The 15057-nt window shown below is 41.1% G+C and carries 14 protein-coding genes; 13 read left to right on the top strand and 1 reads right to left on the bottom strand.

Going from position 1 to position 15057, the window contains the following annotated elements; translation table 11 throughout:
• Positions 1-183: 183 nt before the first annotated feature.
• Positions 184-882 (bottom strand): Crp/Fnr family transcriptional regulator, encoded by a 699-nt coding sequence (locus tag MHZ95_RS11220; RefSeq protein ID WP_239390720.1) that lies wholly within the window; start codon positions 880-882, stop codon positions 184-186.
• Between the two features lie 288 nt (positions 883-1170).
• Between MHZ95_RS11220 and MHZ95_RS11215 the strand changes: the two genes are divergently transcribed.
• The 13 genes from MHZ95_RS11215 (at position 1171) to MHZ95_RS11155 (ending at position 14883) form a co-directional block, all read left to right on the top strand.
• The gene (locus MHZ95_RS11215; protein ID WP_239390719.1) at positions 1171-2349 is read left to right on the top strand and encodes a thiolase family protein; all 1179 of its coding nucleotides are present in this window, start codon (positions 1171-1173) and stop codon (positions 2347-2349) included.
• Between the two features lie 21 nt (positions 2350-2370).
• On the top strand, positions 2371-2811 hold the full coding sequence (locus tag MHZ95_RS11210) for a Zn-ribbon domain-containing OB-fold protein (protein ID WP_239390718.1): 441 nt from the start codon (positions 2371-2373) through the stop codon (positions 2809-2811).
• A 16-nt stretch (positions 2812-2827) separates the two neighbouring features.
• Positions 2828-4156 carry a CaiB/BaiF CoA transferase family protein gene (locus MHZ95_RS11205; RefSeq protein WP_239390717.1) on the top strand — a complete coding sequence of 443 codons (1329 nt, stop codon included), beginning with the start codon at positions 2828-2830 and terminating at the stop codon, positions 4154-4156.
• A gap of 16 nt (positions 4157-4172) precedes the next feature.
• Positions 4173-5381, top strand: a complete 1209-nt coding sequence (locus tag MHZ95_RS11200; RefSeq protein WP_239390716.1) for a CaiB/BaiF CoA transferase family protein — start codon at positions 4173-4175, stop codon at positions 5379-5381.
• 88 nt (positions 5382-5469) lie between these two features.
• Entirely contained in the window at positions 5470-6837 is a 1368-nt protein-coding gene (locus MHZ95_RS11195; RefSeq protein WP_239390715.1) for an MFS transporter, read from the top strand.
• 742 nt (positions 6838-7579) lie between these two features.
• Positions 7580-8326, top strand: a complete 747-nt coding sequence (locus MHZ95_RS11190) for an IclR family transcriptional regulator (RefSeq protein ID WP_239390858.1) — start codon at positions 7580-7582, stop codon at positions 8324-8326.
• Between the two features lie 249 nt (positions 8327-8575).
• Positions 8576-9583, top strand: coding sequence for a TRAP transporter substrate-binding protein (locus MHZ95_RS11185; protein WP_239390714.1), 1008 nt, complete (start codon positions 8576-8578; stop codon positions 9581-9583).
• Between the two features lie 14 nt (positions 9584-9597).
• Positions 9598-10083, top strand: coding sequence for a TRAP transporter small permease (locus MHZ95_RS11180; protein WP_239390713.1), 486 nt, complete (start codon positions 9598-9600; stop codon positions 10081-10083).
• Positions 10083-11360, top strand: coding sequence for a TRAP transporter large permease (locus MHZ95_RS11175; RefSeq protein WP_239390857.1), 1278 nt, complete (start codon positions 10083-10085; stop codon positions 11358-11360). The genes MHZ95_RS11180 and MHZ95_RS11175 overlap by 1 nt, the downstream gene beginning before the upstream one ends.
• Positions 11361-11567: 207 nt before the next feature.
• On the top strand, positions 11568-12053 hold the full coding sequence (locus tag MHZ95_RS11170) for a flavin reductase family protein (protein ID WP_239390712.1): 486 nt from the start codon (positions 11568-11570) through the stop codon (positions 12051-12053).
• A gap of 22 nt (positions 12054-12075) precedes the next feature.
• Positions 12076-13563, top strand: a complete 1488-nt coding sequence (locus MHZ95_RS11165) for a 4-hydroxyphenylacetate 3-hydroxylase family protein (protein ID WP_239390711.1) — start codon at positions 12076-12078, stop codon at positions 13561-13563.
• Positions 13564-13732: 169 nt separating this feature from the next.
• A complete protein-coding gene (locus MHZ95_RS11160; protein WP_239390710.1) occupies positions 13733-14479 on the top strand; it encodes an IclR family transcriptional regulator in 747 nt (248 codons plus the stop codon).
• A gap of 32 nt (positions 14480-14511) precedes the next feature.
• A complete protein-coding gene (locus MHZ95_RS11155) occupies positions 14512-14883 on the top strand; it encodes a Na-translocating system protein MpsC family protein (protein WP_239390709.1) in 372 nt (123 codons plus the stop codon).
• Positions 14884-15057 lie beyond the last annotated feature (174 nt).

The raw sequence follows: 15057 nt of genomic DNA, 5'->3' as shown, positions 1-15057 counted from the left end.
CTGTCTTTGTGGTATATGATAAGATGAACTGTTTACGCATAAAAAGTTGGAAAACTATCTTTCAAGTCGGAGATTATTCGATTTGGAAGATAGCTTTTTTTATATGAAAGAGAAAATAATGAAAATCGTTATTTACGTTGACTGAAAATGTGTAGTCCATAAGTGGAAAAAGAAAAGGCTCTCTCAGAATGAATCTAAGAAAGCTTCTAATCGCTCAACGTCCGTTACATAATAAAGCCCTTTGATTTTTAGGAGAATCCCTTCTTTATCCAAATGCCCCATCACCTTAGAGACAGTTACCCTCGATGCTCCAATTAAGTCAGCCATTTGTTGGTGGGTGAATTTAAGTGTGATTTTTTTCCCCATCGGTGTATCTTCTCCAAATATGTTCGCTAGTTTGAGGATGTAATTGATAATCTGTTCTTGTGCTGACATGAAGCTGGAATCATTAATGATATTTGCTAAAGTCTTGACGATGTTACTTAATGTATATGTCACTTGCATAGATAATATAGGGTCGTGGGTAACTTTATTTAAAAATTCATCGCGATGCATATACTTTAGCTCGCAATTTTCGTTGGCCCTGGCGTTCAGTAGGGAAGAGCCTCCTTCAATTGCTGTGCTTGTGCCAAAAATGCTTCCTTCAGTAAAAATCATACAAGTCCTCTCATTACCGTCATTGGCAATGAGCGAGACAGCAACTCGACCTTTCATTAATAGATAAATATATGGTTGTACTTGCCCCTGATAGTAAATGAAATCTCCTTTTTTCACAGTCTTTTCCTGACAAACTTTAAATAGAGAACTCCAATATTCCAATTTATTGGACTGCCATGGTGAACTATTAAGTTCTTCCCTAAATGTACTTTCAGATATATTCATCGTATTACCCCCTTCTTAGAAAATAACTAAATAGGTTGAAATGAAAAAAGTTTGACTGAATCCTTTTCTGCGTTACAGGATACCTTCCATCTCCTTATAAGGTACTTTCGCTATTTCTTATGTCAATTCGTTGTTTTCCTCTATATTTCAAATGTTTTTTAAAATCTAGTCAAATCATAACATAAATTAAGCTTATTTGTAGCTTAGTTTACAGAATATTTCGTTTTATAGAGGTACAATTTCATTAATCCATCGATATGGATTAGAAAGTAATTGGAGGTGGATTCGATGAAACAGTCATTATCAGATCGTGCTTGTTTAGTTGGAGTGGGGGAAACAGATTATGTCAGAGGAACTGATAAAACACTGGCGCAACTGATGATTGAAGCGGCAATCCACGCTTGCCGTAATGCGGGAATTGAACCTGCGGAAATTGATGGAGTAATCTCCCCTTGGTTAACGAATGTTCGCTGTGAAGACTTTGTCGCTCATCTAGGAATCAAGGAGTTGAAATTTAGCGGACGGCACGAAATGGGAGGAGCCAGTTCAATTGCAGCCATTCAGACGGCAGCTTTGGCAGTCGATCAGGGAATTGCAGAATACGTCTTGGTAGCTACCGGACAAAAGGGCTATTCAGGCGTACGACTAGGTGCAGGTGATCCTTCGTTTTTGGAACTGAATAACCAAATTATGCCTAACCCTGACTATCGGGATAATTTGGAATATCCTTATGGATTAATGGTACCGATGCAATATTATACCCTTCATGCAAATCGCTGGTTTTATGAATATAATCCGGATCCTAAAGGAATGCAAACGGTTGCATTAACTTGCCGTAAGCATGCTCAATTAAATAATAAAGCATATATGCAGGGCAGACCGATGACGGAAGAAGACTATCAGAACTCTCCAGTTTTAGTCGCTCCCTTCCGGTTACTTGATTGCTCTTTGGAAACAGATGGTGCGGGGGCGGTCATCGTGACCTCTGCAAGGAATGCACACCGGTTTAAAAAGCCGATTTATATCGGGGGGATTGCCGAAGGGCATCCACAAGGACCAGATGATCTGATTAGCCGACAAGATATCTTGAATATGGGAATTACACAGGCAGCTCCACATGCGTTTGATATGGCGGGTATCAAGCATGATGATATTGATTTTGCTGAAATCTATGATTGCTTCACTTTTATTGTTTTACGTCAATTAGAAGAAATAGGATTCTGCGAGCGAGGACAAGCTTCTGAATTTGTAAAAGATGGGCGGATCACGTATGGCGGAGCTTTGCCAATCAATACGCATGGCGGCCTATTATCACAAGCTCACATCGTAGGCATCAATCATGTGATTGAAGCAATTCACCAATTGCGGCATGAAGCGGGAGCAGCTCAAGTGCAAGGCGCACAAATCGGTTTAGTGACGGGCTATGGCGACCTTGGTGATGGATCACTAGCCATTCTGCATAACTGAACAATAGGAGAGGTGAAGAATATGAATGCAGTGAATGTAACCGAAGAAACATTGTTTAGACCATTACCAAAGCTGGACTCTGTCCTATTTAAACCCTTTTTGGAAGGAGCCGCCAGAGGGGAATTGCTTGTACAAGAATGTCAGCAGACAAGGAAGAAAATTTGGCCACCCCGCTTGATTTCTCCGTATGCCCCGGATGCGGAATTGAGATGGGTACCTATCGAAGGGAAAGGGAAGGTTTACACGTTTAATGTTGTTCACCGAGCTTTCTTTCCCTATTACAAAGAAAAAGTACCGTATGCCATTGTAATTGTGGAGTTGGAGGATGGCATTCGCATGTTGGGGAATACGATGGGCATCAATCCTAATTCTATTTCAATAGGCATGCCAATGGAGGTGGCCTTTGAAAAAGTAGACGAAGAGATTGTTTTGGTACACTGGCAACCGCAGAAAGATGATTAAGGAAGGGTGAAAGTAGATGAAAGTGCAAGATGAAGTTTTAAACGGGGTACGCGTGCTTGATTTTACTTGGAGTGTATCAGGAGCAACTACGGCCCGTACGTTGGCCGCTTTCGGTGCAGAAGTGATTAAAGTGGAATGGCCTAAAGCTCCAGACTATATGCGCTTTTCCATGTATGCCGAAGGAGATGAACCTGGTCTTGATAACGGAGCATTTTTCAATAACTTAAGTGCAGGAAAAAAAGGAATCAGCCTGAATTCGAAATCGGAGCGCGGCATGGAACTTGTGCACGAACTGCTAGCGAAGTCGGATATAGTCTTGGAGAATTTCAGTGCAGAGGTATTTGAAAAGTGGGGTCTCACTTATGAAGAACTGGAGAAGATTTCCCCAGGAATTATTTATATGAGTATTTCCGGTTTAGGTCATACAGGGCGCAATAAGATGTACGGCACTTGGGGGCCGACAGCACAAGCTTTGTCGGGGATGACCTTTACTTCTGGCTTACCGGAAACACATCCTGCAGGTTGGGGCTATTCTTATCTGGATAATATAGCTGGTTACACGGGTGCATTGACCGTCTTAGCGGCTCTCAGGCATAAGAGGAAAACAGGGAAAGGACAATATATTGATATCTCTCAAGTTGAATCAGGTATTCATTTAGCAGGCGCGAACTTACTTGACTTTACAGTGAATGGCCGCTCTTCACGCCGGCCCGGCTTTCCTCCGGGCAACCGCTCTATCAGTTCCACAAAGCATTCCGAAAATACTTATCGTGGTCGGGAGGCATGTCCGCATAACAGTTACCGTTGTAAAGGAGGAGGAGAAAACGACTGGTGTACAATCGCTATTTTTACGGATGAGGAGTGGGAATCCCTCGTACGAGTGATGGGATCACCCAACTGGGCAATTCAAGAAAAGTTCAAGACGAAAGAAGGGCGCATTGCTAATCAGGATGAAATAGATGCCCGACTTGAACGTTTTGCTCAAAAGTACAAGAAGTTTGAGCTGATGGAACTGTTACAAAGCAATGGGATTACGGCCGGAGCCGTACAGACAAATGAAGAAATCATGGATTATGACCCCCAAGTCAAAGAACGTGGATTAATCGAAACATTGGAGCACCCCTTACTGGGAGCAAGACGTTTCGAGGGTCTCCCTATCGACATGTCCAAAACCCCTCCTTACCTGCATAAAGCTGGTCCGTTAATGGGGGAAGACAACGACTATGTATTTGGAGAAATTTTAGGTTATAGTCCGGAAGAAATAGAGCAGCTAACTAACGATGGTGTTCTTTGGCCAGACGACATGCCAAAGGAATCGATTACAGGCATTCGCCCATTATGGTAGAAGGGAGCTAACGTTAATGATGAAACAAGGTGCATTAGAAGGAGTTACAATCGTAGAAATTGGTGATGAGTTAACGCAGTATGCCGGCAAGTTGCTAGTCGATATGGGAGCAGAAGTGATTAAGGTCGAACCGATCGAAGGCGTTCCCGCAAGACACGTCGGACCTTTTTATGAAGATAAGTTTGATCTGAATGGCAGTTTGTATTTTTGGCATTATAATACCTCTAAGAAATCGGTTACGGTCGATATGGAAACGGAAGAAGGACAACAATCTATCAGGGAGCTCCTTGGCCGCGCTGATGTTCTTCTGGAAGGCAATAAGCCTGGCGAAATGAAGGGATACGGCTTGGATTACGAAGTGTTAAGCAAAGAATATCCCGAGCTCATTTATTGTTCAATCACTCCATTTGGGCAGACGGGACCTTGGAGTCATTATCAGGCATCCGATCTGACTCAGCTTGCTTTAGGCGGCATTATGCAGGTGACAGGGTATGATGACGTACCAAATGCTCCGCCAATCGCTCCGACAGGTGGTCAACGGGCTCATATAGCAGGGTATTTCTCTGCTATCGCAATTATTGGAGCTTTATTGCATCGCGATGTCAAAGGAGAAGGGCAGTACATCGATATTTCAGCTCATGATTGTATTGTTGTTTGCACGGAGATGTCCATCCCTTATTGGGAATACCAACAGGCACATGTTTATCGTCAAACAGGGCGCCATGCACTTCCTCATGCGAGTAGTCAGTGGAATTTTAAATGTAAGGACGGGAAGCATATCATTTGCTTAATGACTTATTTAAATGGGACAAGGTGGGATAGTCTCGTTGCTTGGCTAGATTCTTACGGAATGGCAGAAGATTTAATGGATGAGCGGTATAAAAATGATAATTTCCGGGCAACACAAATGACCCATGTGAATGAGGTATTAGAAAAGTTCTGTGTCACCCATGATTCGGCGTATATCGCACATACTGCACAGAGTTTGAATTTACCATGGGCACCGATACGTGCACCTGAGGATATGTTGGAAGATTTACATTTAGTTGAAGATCGCAAAGCTTTTGTCCAAGTGGAGCATCCGGAATTGGGAAAAAGCTTCATCTATCCAGGCGCACCTTATCTTTCCAATGAAACTCCATGGCAATTGCTAAGTAGAGCACCACAATTAGGCGAGCATAATCAAGAACAGAAGCAGTTGAAGGAGCAAATATCTATGTTGTAAAGAATATTAAAAGATTGGGAAAAGAATCCATAGCAACTAGAAGCCGTTTCATCTATCAACTTATACAATTGATCTCGGGGGTGTTAATTTGAACCAGGAAAGCGAAGTTGTGGAGAATGACGTATCTACTAAAAAAATGGGAAGAAGAGCACTTGTAGGGTCTACCGTCGGAACAATCATCGAATGGTATGATTTCTTTCTCTATGCAACGGCTTCTGCATTAATTTTTCCCAAACTATTCTTTTCAGACTCGGATCCTTATGTGGCGACATTATTATCCTTCGCCACTTTTGCAGTCGGATTTCTTGCGCGTCCGGTTGGAGCGATAATTTTTGGTCATTTTGGGGATCGCGTAGGACGGAAAAATGCATTGGTCATTACACTTTGGATAATGGGATTAAGCAGTTTTCTTATGGGAGTATTGCCTACTTACGCAACAATTGGATTTTTGGCTCCACTAATGTTAGTTATTCTCCGATTATTACAAGGTATTGGAGTAGGCGGAGAATGGGCTGGCTCGGTTCTCTTAGCAATGGAATGGGGAAATAAAAAGAAACAAGGTTTTACGGCAAGCGTGCCAAATGCCGGGGTTGGTGCTGGAATGTTATTATCTTCCGCTGTAGTGGGGCTTTGTATTGCCTTTACAGGAGACAATTTCTATGTTTGGGGTTGGAGAATCCCGTTTATTGCTAGTTTACTTCTCCTGCTTGTTGGAATGGTCATTCGACTAAGAATTTTGGAAACGCCTTCATTCCGTAAGGTTGAGGAAGGAAATCAAGTATCTAAAATGCCGGTGTTGGAAGTGCTTCGTTTTTATCCAAAGCAAGTAATATACAGTGCGATGGCCAAAATGTCTGAGCACGCACCATTTGCCATATTTACAACATTCATGATCAACTATAGTATTAATAACTTTAAGGTAGAATCTGAGTATATGGTGAATGCCAATACGTTTGCAAGCATTTTAATGTGTATCAATATCCCCTTATTCGGTTATCTTTCTGATAAAATTGGAATTAAAAAAATGTATATGATCGGGGTAATTGTAACGATCCTTTGGGCATTCCCTTATATAGGATTGATGAGTACAGGTGTACCAGTTGTGATTTTACTGGCAACGATACTATCCATGTTTCCACATAATATACAAGCTGGAGCACAACCAGCTTTAATCTCGCAAGCGTTTCCAGCAAGACTCCGTTATAGCGGTGCCTCATTAGGAACACAAATACCCGCAGTGTTTGCTGGCGGTATTGCTCCGCTAGTCTGTACTTACCTCATCCAGACGACAGGTACCTTGTATTCTATCGGTTTTTATATCGTTTTTGTCGGTTTAATCAGTTTAATAGGAACCATTTTACTGAAAAATATCTCTCAGGTTAGTGAGGAAGTTTCCATAACTACAAATTACGATGGACATCTATCGTTAACGAATACGGAAGACGTAAAAGCGTAGTAATGTTCCTTTTGAAAGTGTCATTACTACAGTGAGGTAAAATCGGTACGATGATTGTTTATATAATGAATCGTATCCAGCAAGCTTTAAATGGACATTATAAAACATCTTCAATGTAGTACACTTGTAAAAGTTACTAACGTCGAAGGTGTTTTTACATGGGTAAAAACGTGAATTAAGGTTATCCTGCTATTTTTTATAGTTAAATCGAAAAAATTTCACATTATGAAAGATTAGATTTGTCATCAATAAACGCCTCAACTATACTAGAGTGAGTATTCAGTAATTTCAGGATGTTAAATTAAACGAAGGGGGAATGCACGAGTAGGGGTGATGGGAACGACAAAAAAACATTTAACTTGATTCAGCAGAAGTCCCCCACTTCCATAAGTGGCGGGATGTATGCCAGAAAGCACATCAATCAGAGGGAGTTCAAAGTCCCTGCTGATTAGAGGAACTCAGGCTAAGGTCGCCACGTCCTGCGGCAACGCCTGAGTGACCAACATCCTGTTGGCCCAAGCCTCCGGCGGATGTCACAGATTTTGAAAGGAGTTAATTGCGAATCGAACGGCGAAGAGTTCGATTTGCCTTAATTTCTGCGTTTTTTGCAGAAATTAAGGCACCAGCCATTAGAAAGCGCAATTCAAAATCTGGACGCAATCACGCCGAGGCGCGATTGATATTCTTTAAGTCTCATTTAATGAATGCGGTTACAAAAAAGGGGAAAAGGGGTGGATTTGTTGTGATTGCTTCTGTTCGAAAAGCATGTCAAATTATTAGTTGTTTTTCTAGTGATGATCCGGTGTTGGGGAATGTAGAAATTGCTGAAAGGCTAGAAATGAGTCCAAGTACAACACATCATTTACTAAATACGCTTTGCAAAGAAGGGGTTTTAATGAAAGATCCCAATAGAAAATATCGTCTTGGTTGGAAAGTGCTCGAATGGAATAACAATGTGATGTTTCAGCAAGATATATACGATAAGGCCATTCCGCTTGTTAGAGAATTGACGCAGCGCTTTGAAGGAACAGCACATATCGCCATGTTTGATAAAGGGGAAGTAGTCTTTGTACTCAAGATGTCTTCCCAAGCATCCTCGCCGGTTCATACGTATATTGGATCTAGGAAGCCTGCCTATGCAACGAGTGTAGGTAAAATATTACTTGCATATAACACTTCTTATCTAAAAGAAACGATTAGCAGGGGATTGGCAAAACAAGCACCTAATACGATTACTGATATTGCCAAATTGAAAGAGGAATTGGCACAGGTTCGAAAGATTGGTTACTCAATCAGCAATAATGAAAATTCAACGAGCACATACGCAATTGCGGCCCCCATTCTTTCTTATTCCGGGAAAACGATTGCTGCAGTCAATCTAGTTGGACCCATTTCATATATGCAGAGTTGCAACCGTACGACAATGATTCAAAGTGTTTTAAAAACCGCTCAGTCAATCTCTCAAGAATTAGGATACATTGAAGTTTAAGTCCTATTAGATTTCTACTTTGCAGTAAAAAGTATTGAAATTTGAAAATAATTGACTGAAATTTCACAGTGTTAAATTTTCGGAGTGTAAAATAAGTCATACTTCATTATGATGGTTGAAATTGGGAAAAAGGGGGTCTGAAGACACTTTAACTAAATGAGTAACTATACTCATTCGATTGGTTGGTAACGCTTACATCGCTTTTGAACGTCAAAAAAGCAAAGAAAAGAGAGAGTGGGGGATTGGATGATGAAACAGAAAAATATGTTCGTTGCGGTTATCTTGGTTCTGATGCTTATGTTGGCTGCTTGTAGTGGTGGGGAAGACCAAACTGCAGAAGGAAGTACGGGAGATGGAACGTATAATTTTAAACTTGCACATATTGCGCCGCCTGATCATATTTGGAACGAAACGGCAAAGAAATTTGCGGAAGAGTTGGACGAGCGATCCGAAGGCCGCATGAAAGTGGAGCTTTACCCTGGAGGACAATTAGGGGGTGAGCCGGATATGGTGCAACAGCTTGAAACAGGTTCCATCGACTTCGGCTTCATTACAACTGCTTATTTAACCTCAAGATCCGATGCATTTAGTGCTTGGTTTGCTCCATTTCTATTCGATTCCTATGAGGAGGCATTCGAAGCGAAAGATTCAGAAATTGCAAAAGAACTCTTAACTACATTGGATGACCAGGGGCTTCGCGCGATGGATTATTTCTTTTCCGGACATCGGACAATGATGTTCCGTGAGAAAATTAACACGCCTGAAGAAATTAAAGGATTAACGTTACGTGTAACACCAAGTCCGGCTTTACAAGATTGGTACCGTTCTTTAGGGGCAAACCCTGAATCGATTTCTTTACCGGACGTTTACCAAGCTGCTCAAACAGGGGTCATAGACGGGATGGAGATGGATTTAGATGCCGCAGTTACTTCAAACTTTAATGAAGTGACAGGTTACGGTGCGATGACGAACCATATGGTTTGGCCTTCTGTCATGATTGCGAGCGGTAAGAAATTCGACGCTATGCCTGAAGACGATCAAGCTATTATTCGAGAGGCGATGGCCGCGGCGTCCGAATACGGGACGATGAAACGTGCTGAACTAGAAGAGGAATATATCAAGACGTTAAGGGATCGAGGTATGGAGCTATATGATATGGATGAAGCATTATTCACATCGTATATGGAAGAGTTCGATGAAACTTACAAAGCAAAAGATCCATTAATCAAGGAGTTTATAGAAACATTCCGTAAGTAGGGGGAATCCAATTTATGTATATCTTGAGTATTTGGATTGAGAAATTCGAAAAAGTCATTGCAGCTATCTTAGTTGCTGCAATGACTATTATTATCGCTTTGGCAGTTGTGTTCAGATACTTTTTTAATGCCCCTATTTATTGGGCGAGCGAAGCAAGTATTTTCTTGATGGCCTGGTTGACGTTCATCGGAGGGAGCTTGGGACTCAAATATAAGTCGCAAGCTTCCGTTACTTTTTTAGTAGACCGATTTTCAGATCAGGGAAAGAGGATACTAGAGATTATTTCCTACACTGTTATTCTAGTATTCATGGCACTTTTAATAAGCTTAAGTTACCAATGGGTCTTTTCCGCTCAACATCAAATCTCCACGTCGATGCGAATTCCAATGTGGATCCCATACCTTTCCGTCCCGGTCGGTCTAACATTTGCTTTCATCCATCTCTTAAGTCACTTAATTGAGTTGTTTAAGAAACCGGCGCAAGGCGGTGAAAAATTATGATGTTACTTATCGTTATTGCATTGTTTATTGTATTTTTACTGCTAGGTATTCCTATTTCCCTAGTACTAGCTATGACATCACTTACCTATTTATTTCTTGGCGACTTAACGTCGTTAATGAGTTCAGCGCCGCAGAAAATGTTTTCCGGGTTAGATAACTTCGGATTATTGGCTGTTCCGTTGTTTATGCTAGCTGGGGAATTAATGAATGGTGGCGGGATCACAAAGCGGCTTGTCGCATTTGCAAAAGTGTTAATCGGACATTACCGCGGTGGATTGGCGTATGTTACAGTTATTGCGAATATGTTTCTAGCATCGATTTTAGGATCGGCTAACGCACAGGCAGCCATGATGAGTAAAGTAATGGTACCGGAAATGGAAAAGGAAGGATATCCACGTGATTTTTCAGCGGCCATTACGCTGGCATCCTCCATCGTTGCGCCTATTATTCCGCCAAGTATGTTGTTCATTATTTATGGAACTCTTACAGGCGCTTCCATTGCGGATCTGTTTATGGCGGGTATTATACCTGGGATTTTAATGGGTATCGGATTCGTCATTGTAATTGGGTATATGAATTATAAACACCAGTTTCCTAAAAGCGAAAGAGCAAGTCTGAGAGATGCCTTCAGAACGTTTCTGCAAGTGATTCCCGCAATGCTTATCCCATTTACAATTATTTACGGTATTTTAGGTGGTATTTTTACACCTACTGAATCTGCAGCTATTGCGTGTGTCATTGCCTTTATCATTGGCTTTGTTTACCGTGAGTTAAAGCTGTCCAGCATTCCGGAAATCCTTGTCAATACCGTCATCAACACAGCTATTATTTCCTATTTAATTGTCACGGCAAATCTTTTTGGATTTGTCATTGCATATGAACAAATTCCACAACTTGTCGCAGAATCCATGCTTAGTTTATCCGAAAATCCATTAGTCTTTTTGCTGCTGGTAAACTTGTTTCTATTATTAGTGGGAACAGTATTGGATGGAATTGCAGCGTTGATTATTTTAGTACCGGTCATGATGCCGCTACTCGCGACGTATCAGATTGATCCTGTCCATTTCGGTGTTATCATTTGCATTAACTTAACGATTGGATTATTGACACCACCAGTAGGAACCGGATTGTTTATTGTATCTTCAATAGCAAAAGTAAAATTTGAACGATTGGTGGTTGCAATTATGCCGTTTTTAGCGATGGCAATCGTCATTTTACTCATTCTCACTTATTGGGAAGACGCTGTGATGTGGATTCCAAATCTCATGAAAAATTAATGTGTAGGGCCCAGTTTCTATCAAAATGAAACTGGGTTTTTTATTTACGAAAATAGAATAGAAAATATTTAGAAAATTCGACATCGTGAAAGATACTCGTTGAGCGGTTTATGCAGATAATTTATATTTAGGTTACTTCAGAAGAAGTCCTTTATAGGAGATGGAGGTCACGCTGAAATAGTATTTCAAAAAGGAGGAAAGAGGAAAATGGATAGTAAAGAATTAAGGAATTGTTTTGGTCAATTCGCTACCGGTGTTACGGTAGTCACATGGAAAGATGACGAGGGAAAGAACTGTGGCGTAACGGTGAATTCGTTTACATCCGTGTCACTGGAGCCTGCGCTTGTCCTTGTATCCATTATTAAAAATACGAACTCTTGCAAAGCGTTACAAAATCGTTCATTTGTCATTAATATTTTATCCTCTGCGCAGGAAGCGGTTGCATGGCAGTTTGCAGGGCGTCCGAATCCAGATCTTGTCATTGAGTGGGATCAGGATTCGCCAAGTGGTCCAAGGTTGAAAAATGTACTCGCAACAATTGAATGTGCACCTTGGGCTGAATATGACGGTGGGGACCATTTGTTATTCGTTGGAGAGGTTAAAGACTTCGCTTACGATAGTGAAGCAGATAGTTTGATGTTCTTTAGAGGAAAGTTTTTGAAAAACGAAAAAAACAGCGTAGTAGCTAATTAATAATCATAAGGGGGATTTTTCAATGGGTATTCGTACAGGAGCAGATTATATTAACGCAGTTAAGTCACGGCAGCCAGATGTTTGGATCGGGGGAAGAAAGATTACGAATTTATACGAAGAGCCAATTTTTCGCCAACCGATTAATGAAATGGCAAGATTATTTGATTTACAACATGATCCGGAGTTTCAAGATCAAATTACGCATATTAGTGCAGAAACAGGGGAGCGTGTCAACAATGCGTATTTAAATCCTCAAAATGGAGAAGATTTGCAAGCGCGCAGACGTCTTTTTGAAGTATGGGCAGAAGCAACGTTCGGCTTAATGGGCAGAACGCCTGACTTCCTTGGAACAGTTGTGACGGCAATGGCTTCAAACGACTGGTTCTTCAGAGAATATGGCGAGGATCGCTTTGGAGATAACATCATTAATTACTATAAATATATACGCGACAACGATCTATTTTTGACACATGCGATCGTCAATCCGCAAAACGACCGAAGCAGATCATCTGCTCAGCAAGCGCATGAGGATATGCACTTAGGAGTTGTTAAGGAAACAGAAGAAGGATTGATCGTTCGCGGTTCTAAAATGCTTGCAACGCTTGCGCCGGTTACGGACGAAGTGCTTGTTTATTCTTATCCGGGCTTTAAGCCGGGCGATGAAAAGTATGCAATTTCATTTGCGCTTCCGATTGAAACGCCTGGCATCAAAATCCTATGTCGTGAAGAAACACAAAACGGAGAGCGTTCTACTTGGGATCACCCGCTTGCTTCGAGATTTGAAGAAATGGATGCTTTGCTTGTGTTTGAAGATGTATTGGTGCCTTGGGATCGTGTCTTTATCAATCAAAACGTAGAGGCAGGAAATTTACTATATCCGAAAACAGGCATCAACTTGCAGCCGTCTCATCAATCTGCCGTACGCGGTCTGACAAAGATTGGTTTTGTTACGGAAGTGACGTGCGCAGTTGCAGATGCAATTGGTGTGGACGGGTTCTTAAATGTTCAAACTCAACTATCAGAACTCATTCAAGGTGTTGAAACGATCCGTGCGCTCGTTCGTACGGCAGAAGCTGAATTTGAACTTACGCCGCTAGGGGAAGCGCGGCCAAATATTGTACCATTAGAGGTTGTTCGAGGTATTCTGCCAACGCTCTATCCGAAGGCAGTAGAGATTCTTCAAACAATCGGGGCTGGAGGACTGCTCATGATGCCAACAGGGGCAGACTTCGAGCATCCTGAACTTAAGGATATCATGGATAGGCATTACGGCGGTCGGGAAGGCATCACTTCTGAATACCGTGTACGTCTTTTCAAACTTGCATGGGATCTTTGCGGTGAGGCATTCGGACAACGTCTTGTTCAGTACGAACGATACTACTCAGGAGACCCAGTACGTAAACTTGGTATGTTCTACAATGTTCATAAACGGAATAACCCAGTTTACCCACTGGTAGAAAAAGCATTAAAAGATTCACTTGAGCTGTCGAAAGACAAAGTTTTAAACTAATATATTTCTTAAACCAAACGCATGTGAAGAACTCTCACTTGCGTTTGGTTTTTGTGCAACCTCTTTTATAGAGGGTTTTTCACATTATGAAATTTTCATATTGTGAAAATTCATTTTTTGTTTTATGGTGAATGAATAAGAAAGCAGAAGTTGTTAAGGAGGGACTGTGATGATTGCTTCTATAAAGAAAGCTTGCCAAATTATTAGTTGTTTTTCAAGTGATGATCCGGCCCTCGGTGTAGGAGAAATTGCCGACCGCCTCGATATGCATGTCAGCACAACCCATCATATCGTCAGTACGCTTTGCAATGAAGGCGTATTGATGAAAGATAGTCGGAAAAAATACCGTCTAGGTTGGAGACTATTGGAGTGGAATAATCATGTCATGTTCCAGCAAGACGTTTACGACAAAGCAATGCCATTTGTAAAGGATCTGATCTCTCGATTTAATGGAACAGCCCATATTGCCATGTTTGATAAAGGGACGGTTGTTTTTGTGTTGCGGGTATCTTCACGCGATGCAACCCCTATCCAAACATATTTAGGGTCTAGAAAGCCTGCCTATGCAACAAGCTCTGGAAAAGTTTTATTGGCGAATAACACCATTTATTTAAAAGAAACAATTAACAGAGGACTATCGAATGATGGCCCCAATACAATTACCAATATTGAACGTTTGAAAAAAGAATTGGCTGAGATTCGCAAAAAAGGCTATTCGATTAGCGATAGTGAAAACTCAGACGGAATGTACGGGATTGCAGCACCAATCCTTTCGTACTCAGGAGAAATTATCGCTGCCGTCAATTTGGTAGGACCGTCATCTTATATGCAAGGAAATCATCGTGATACGATGATTCAAAGCGTTATGAATACAGCACAGTCGATTTCTAAAGAGCTAGGGTATATAGAAGTCTAATAAAATTTTTTATCACAGCGGGGGAATGAAACGTGACTGAAAAAATAAAGGACATTGAGAAATTCGAGTTAGAACTTTTAAACTTGATTAACAGTTTCTTGAAAAGTGTTGGCGGAAAAGGTCCGAAGCAAACAGAAGTACGGATGATGGGAGATACGATTGTTTATATTCTTAGAGGCATTTTAACAAAGCGTGAAAAAACATTAATGTTGAATGCAGAGGGAAGGAAATTAGTCTTAGATTCCAGAAGATCATTTATGGAAATGGTGAAAGATCGTCGCGATCGGGAATTTGAACAATTTCTTGGTTGTAAAATTGTTGAGAGTTATGAATCATGGAGTTTGGAAGACAATACCGCTATTGCTGTCTTATTATTGGACAGGGCTATTTTTAAAAAATTATAAAAAAGCGTTTACAATATATTGATGATTCCGTATAATTAGTTTACTAGCACGCAGTTCCCCTGTGTGTTTCATAACATTCATAGCAATGGGTGGTCTTAAAAGAAGGCAAACCATAGCTGTTATCGACGGCTCCTTATGAGCGGTCTATACGGCTATGGTTTTTTGTTTTCAATT

It is taken from the genome of Sporosarcina sp. ACRSM, from assembly GCF_022346545.1.
Taxonomy (GTDB): Bacteria; Bacillota; Bacilli; order Bacillales_A; family Planococcaceae; genus Sporosarcina.
Note: the sequence above shows the minus strand (reverse complement) of the source record. Positions and strands in the feature narration are given on the sequence as shown.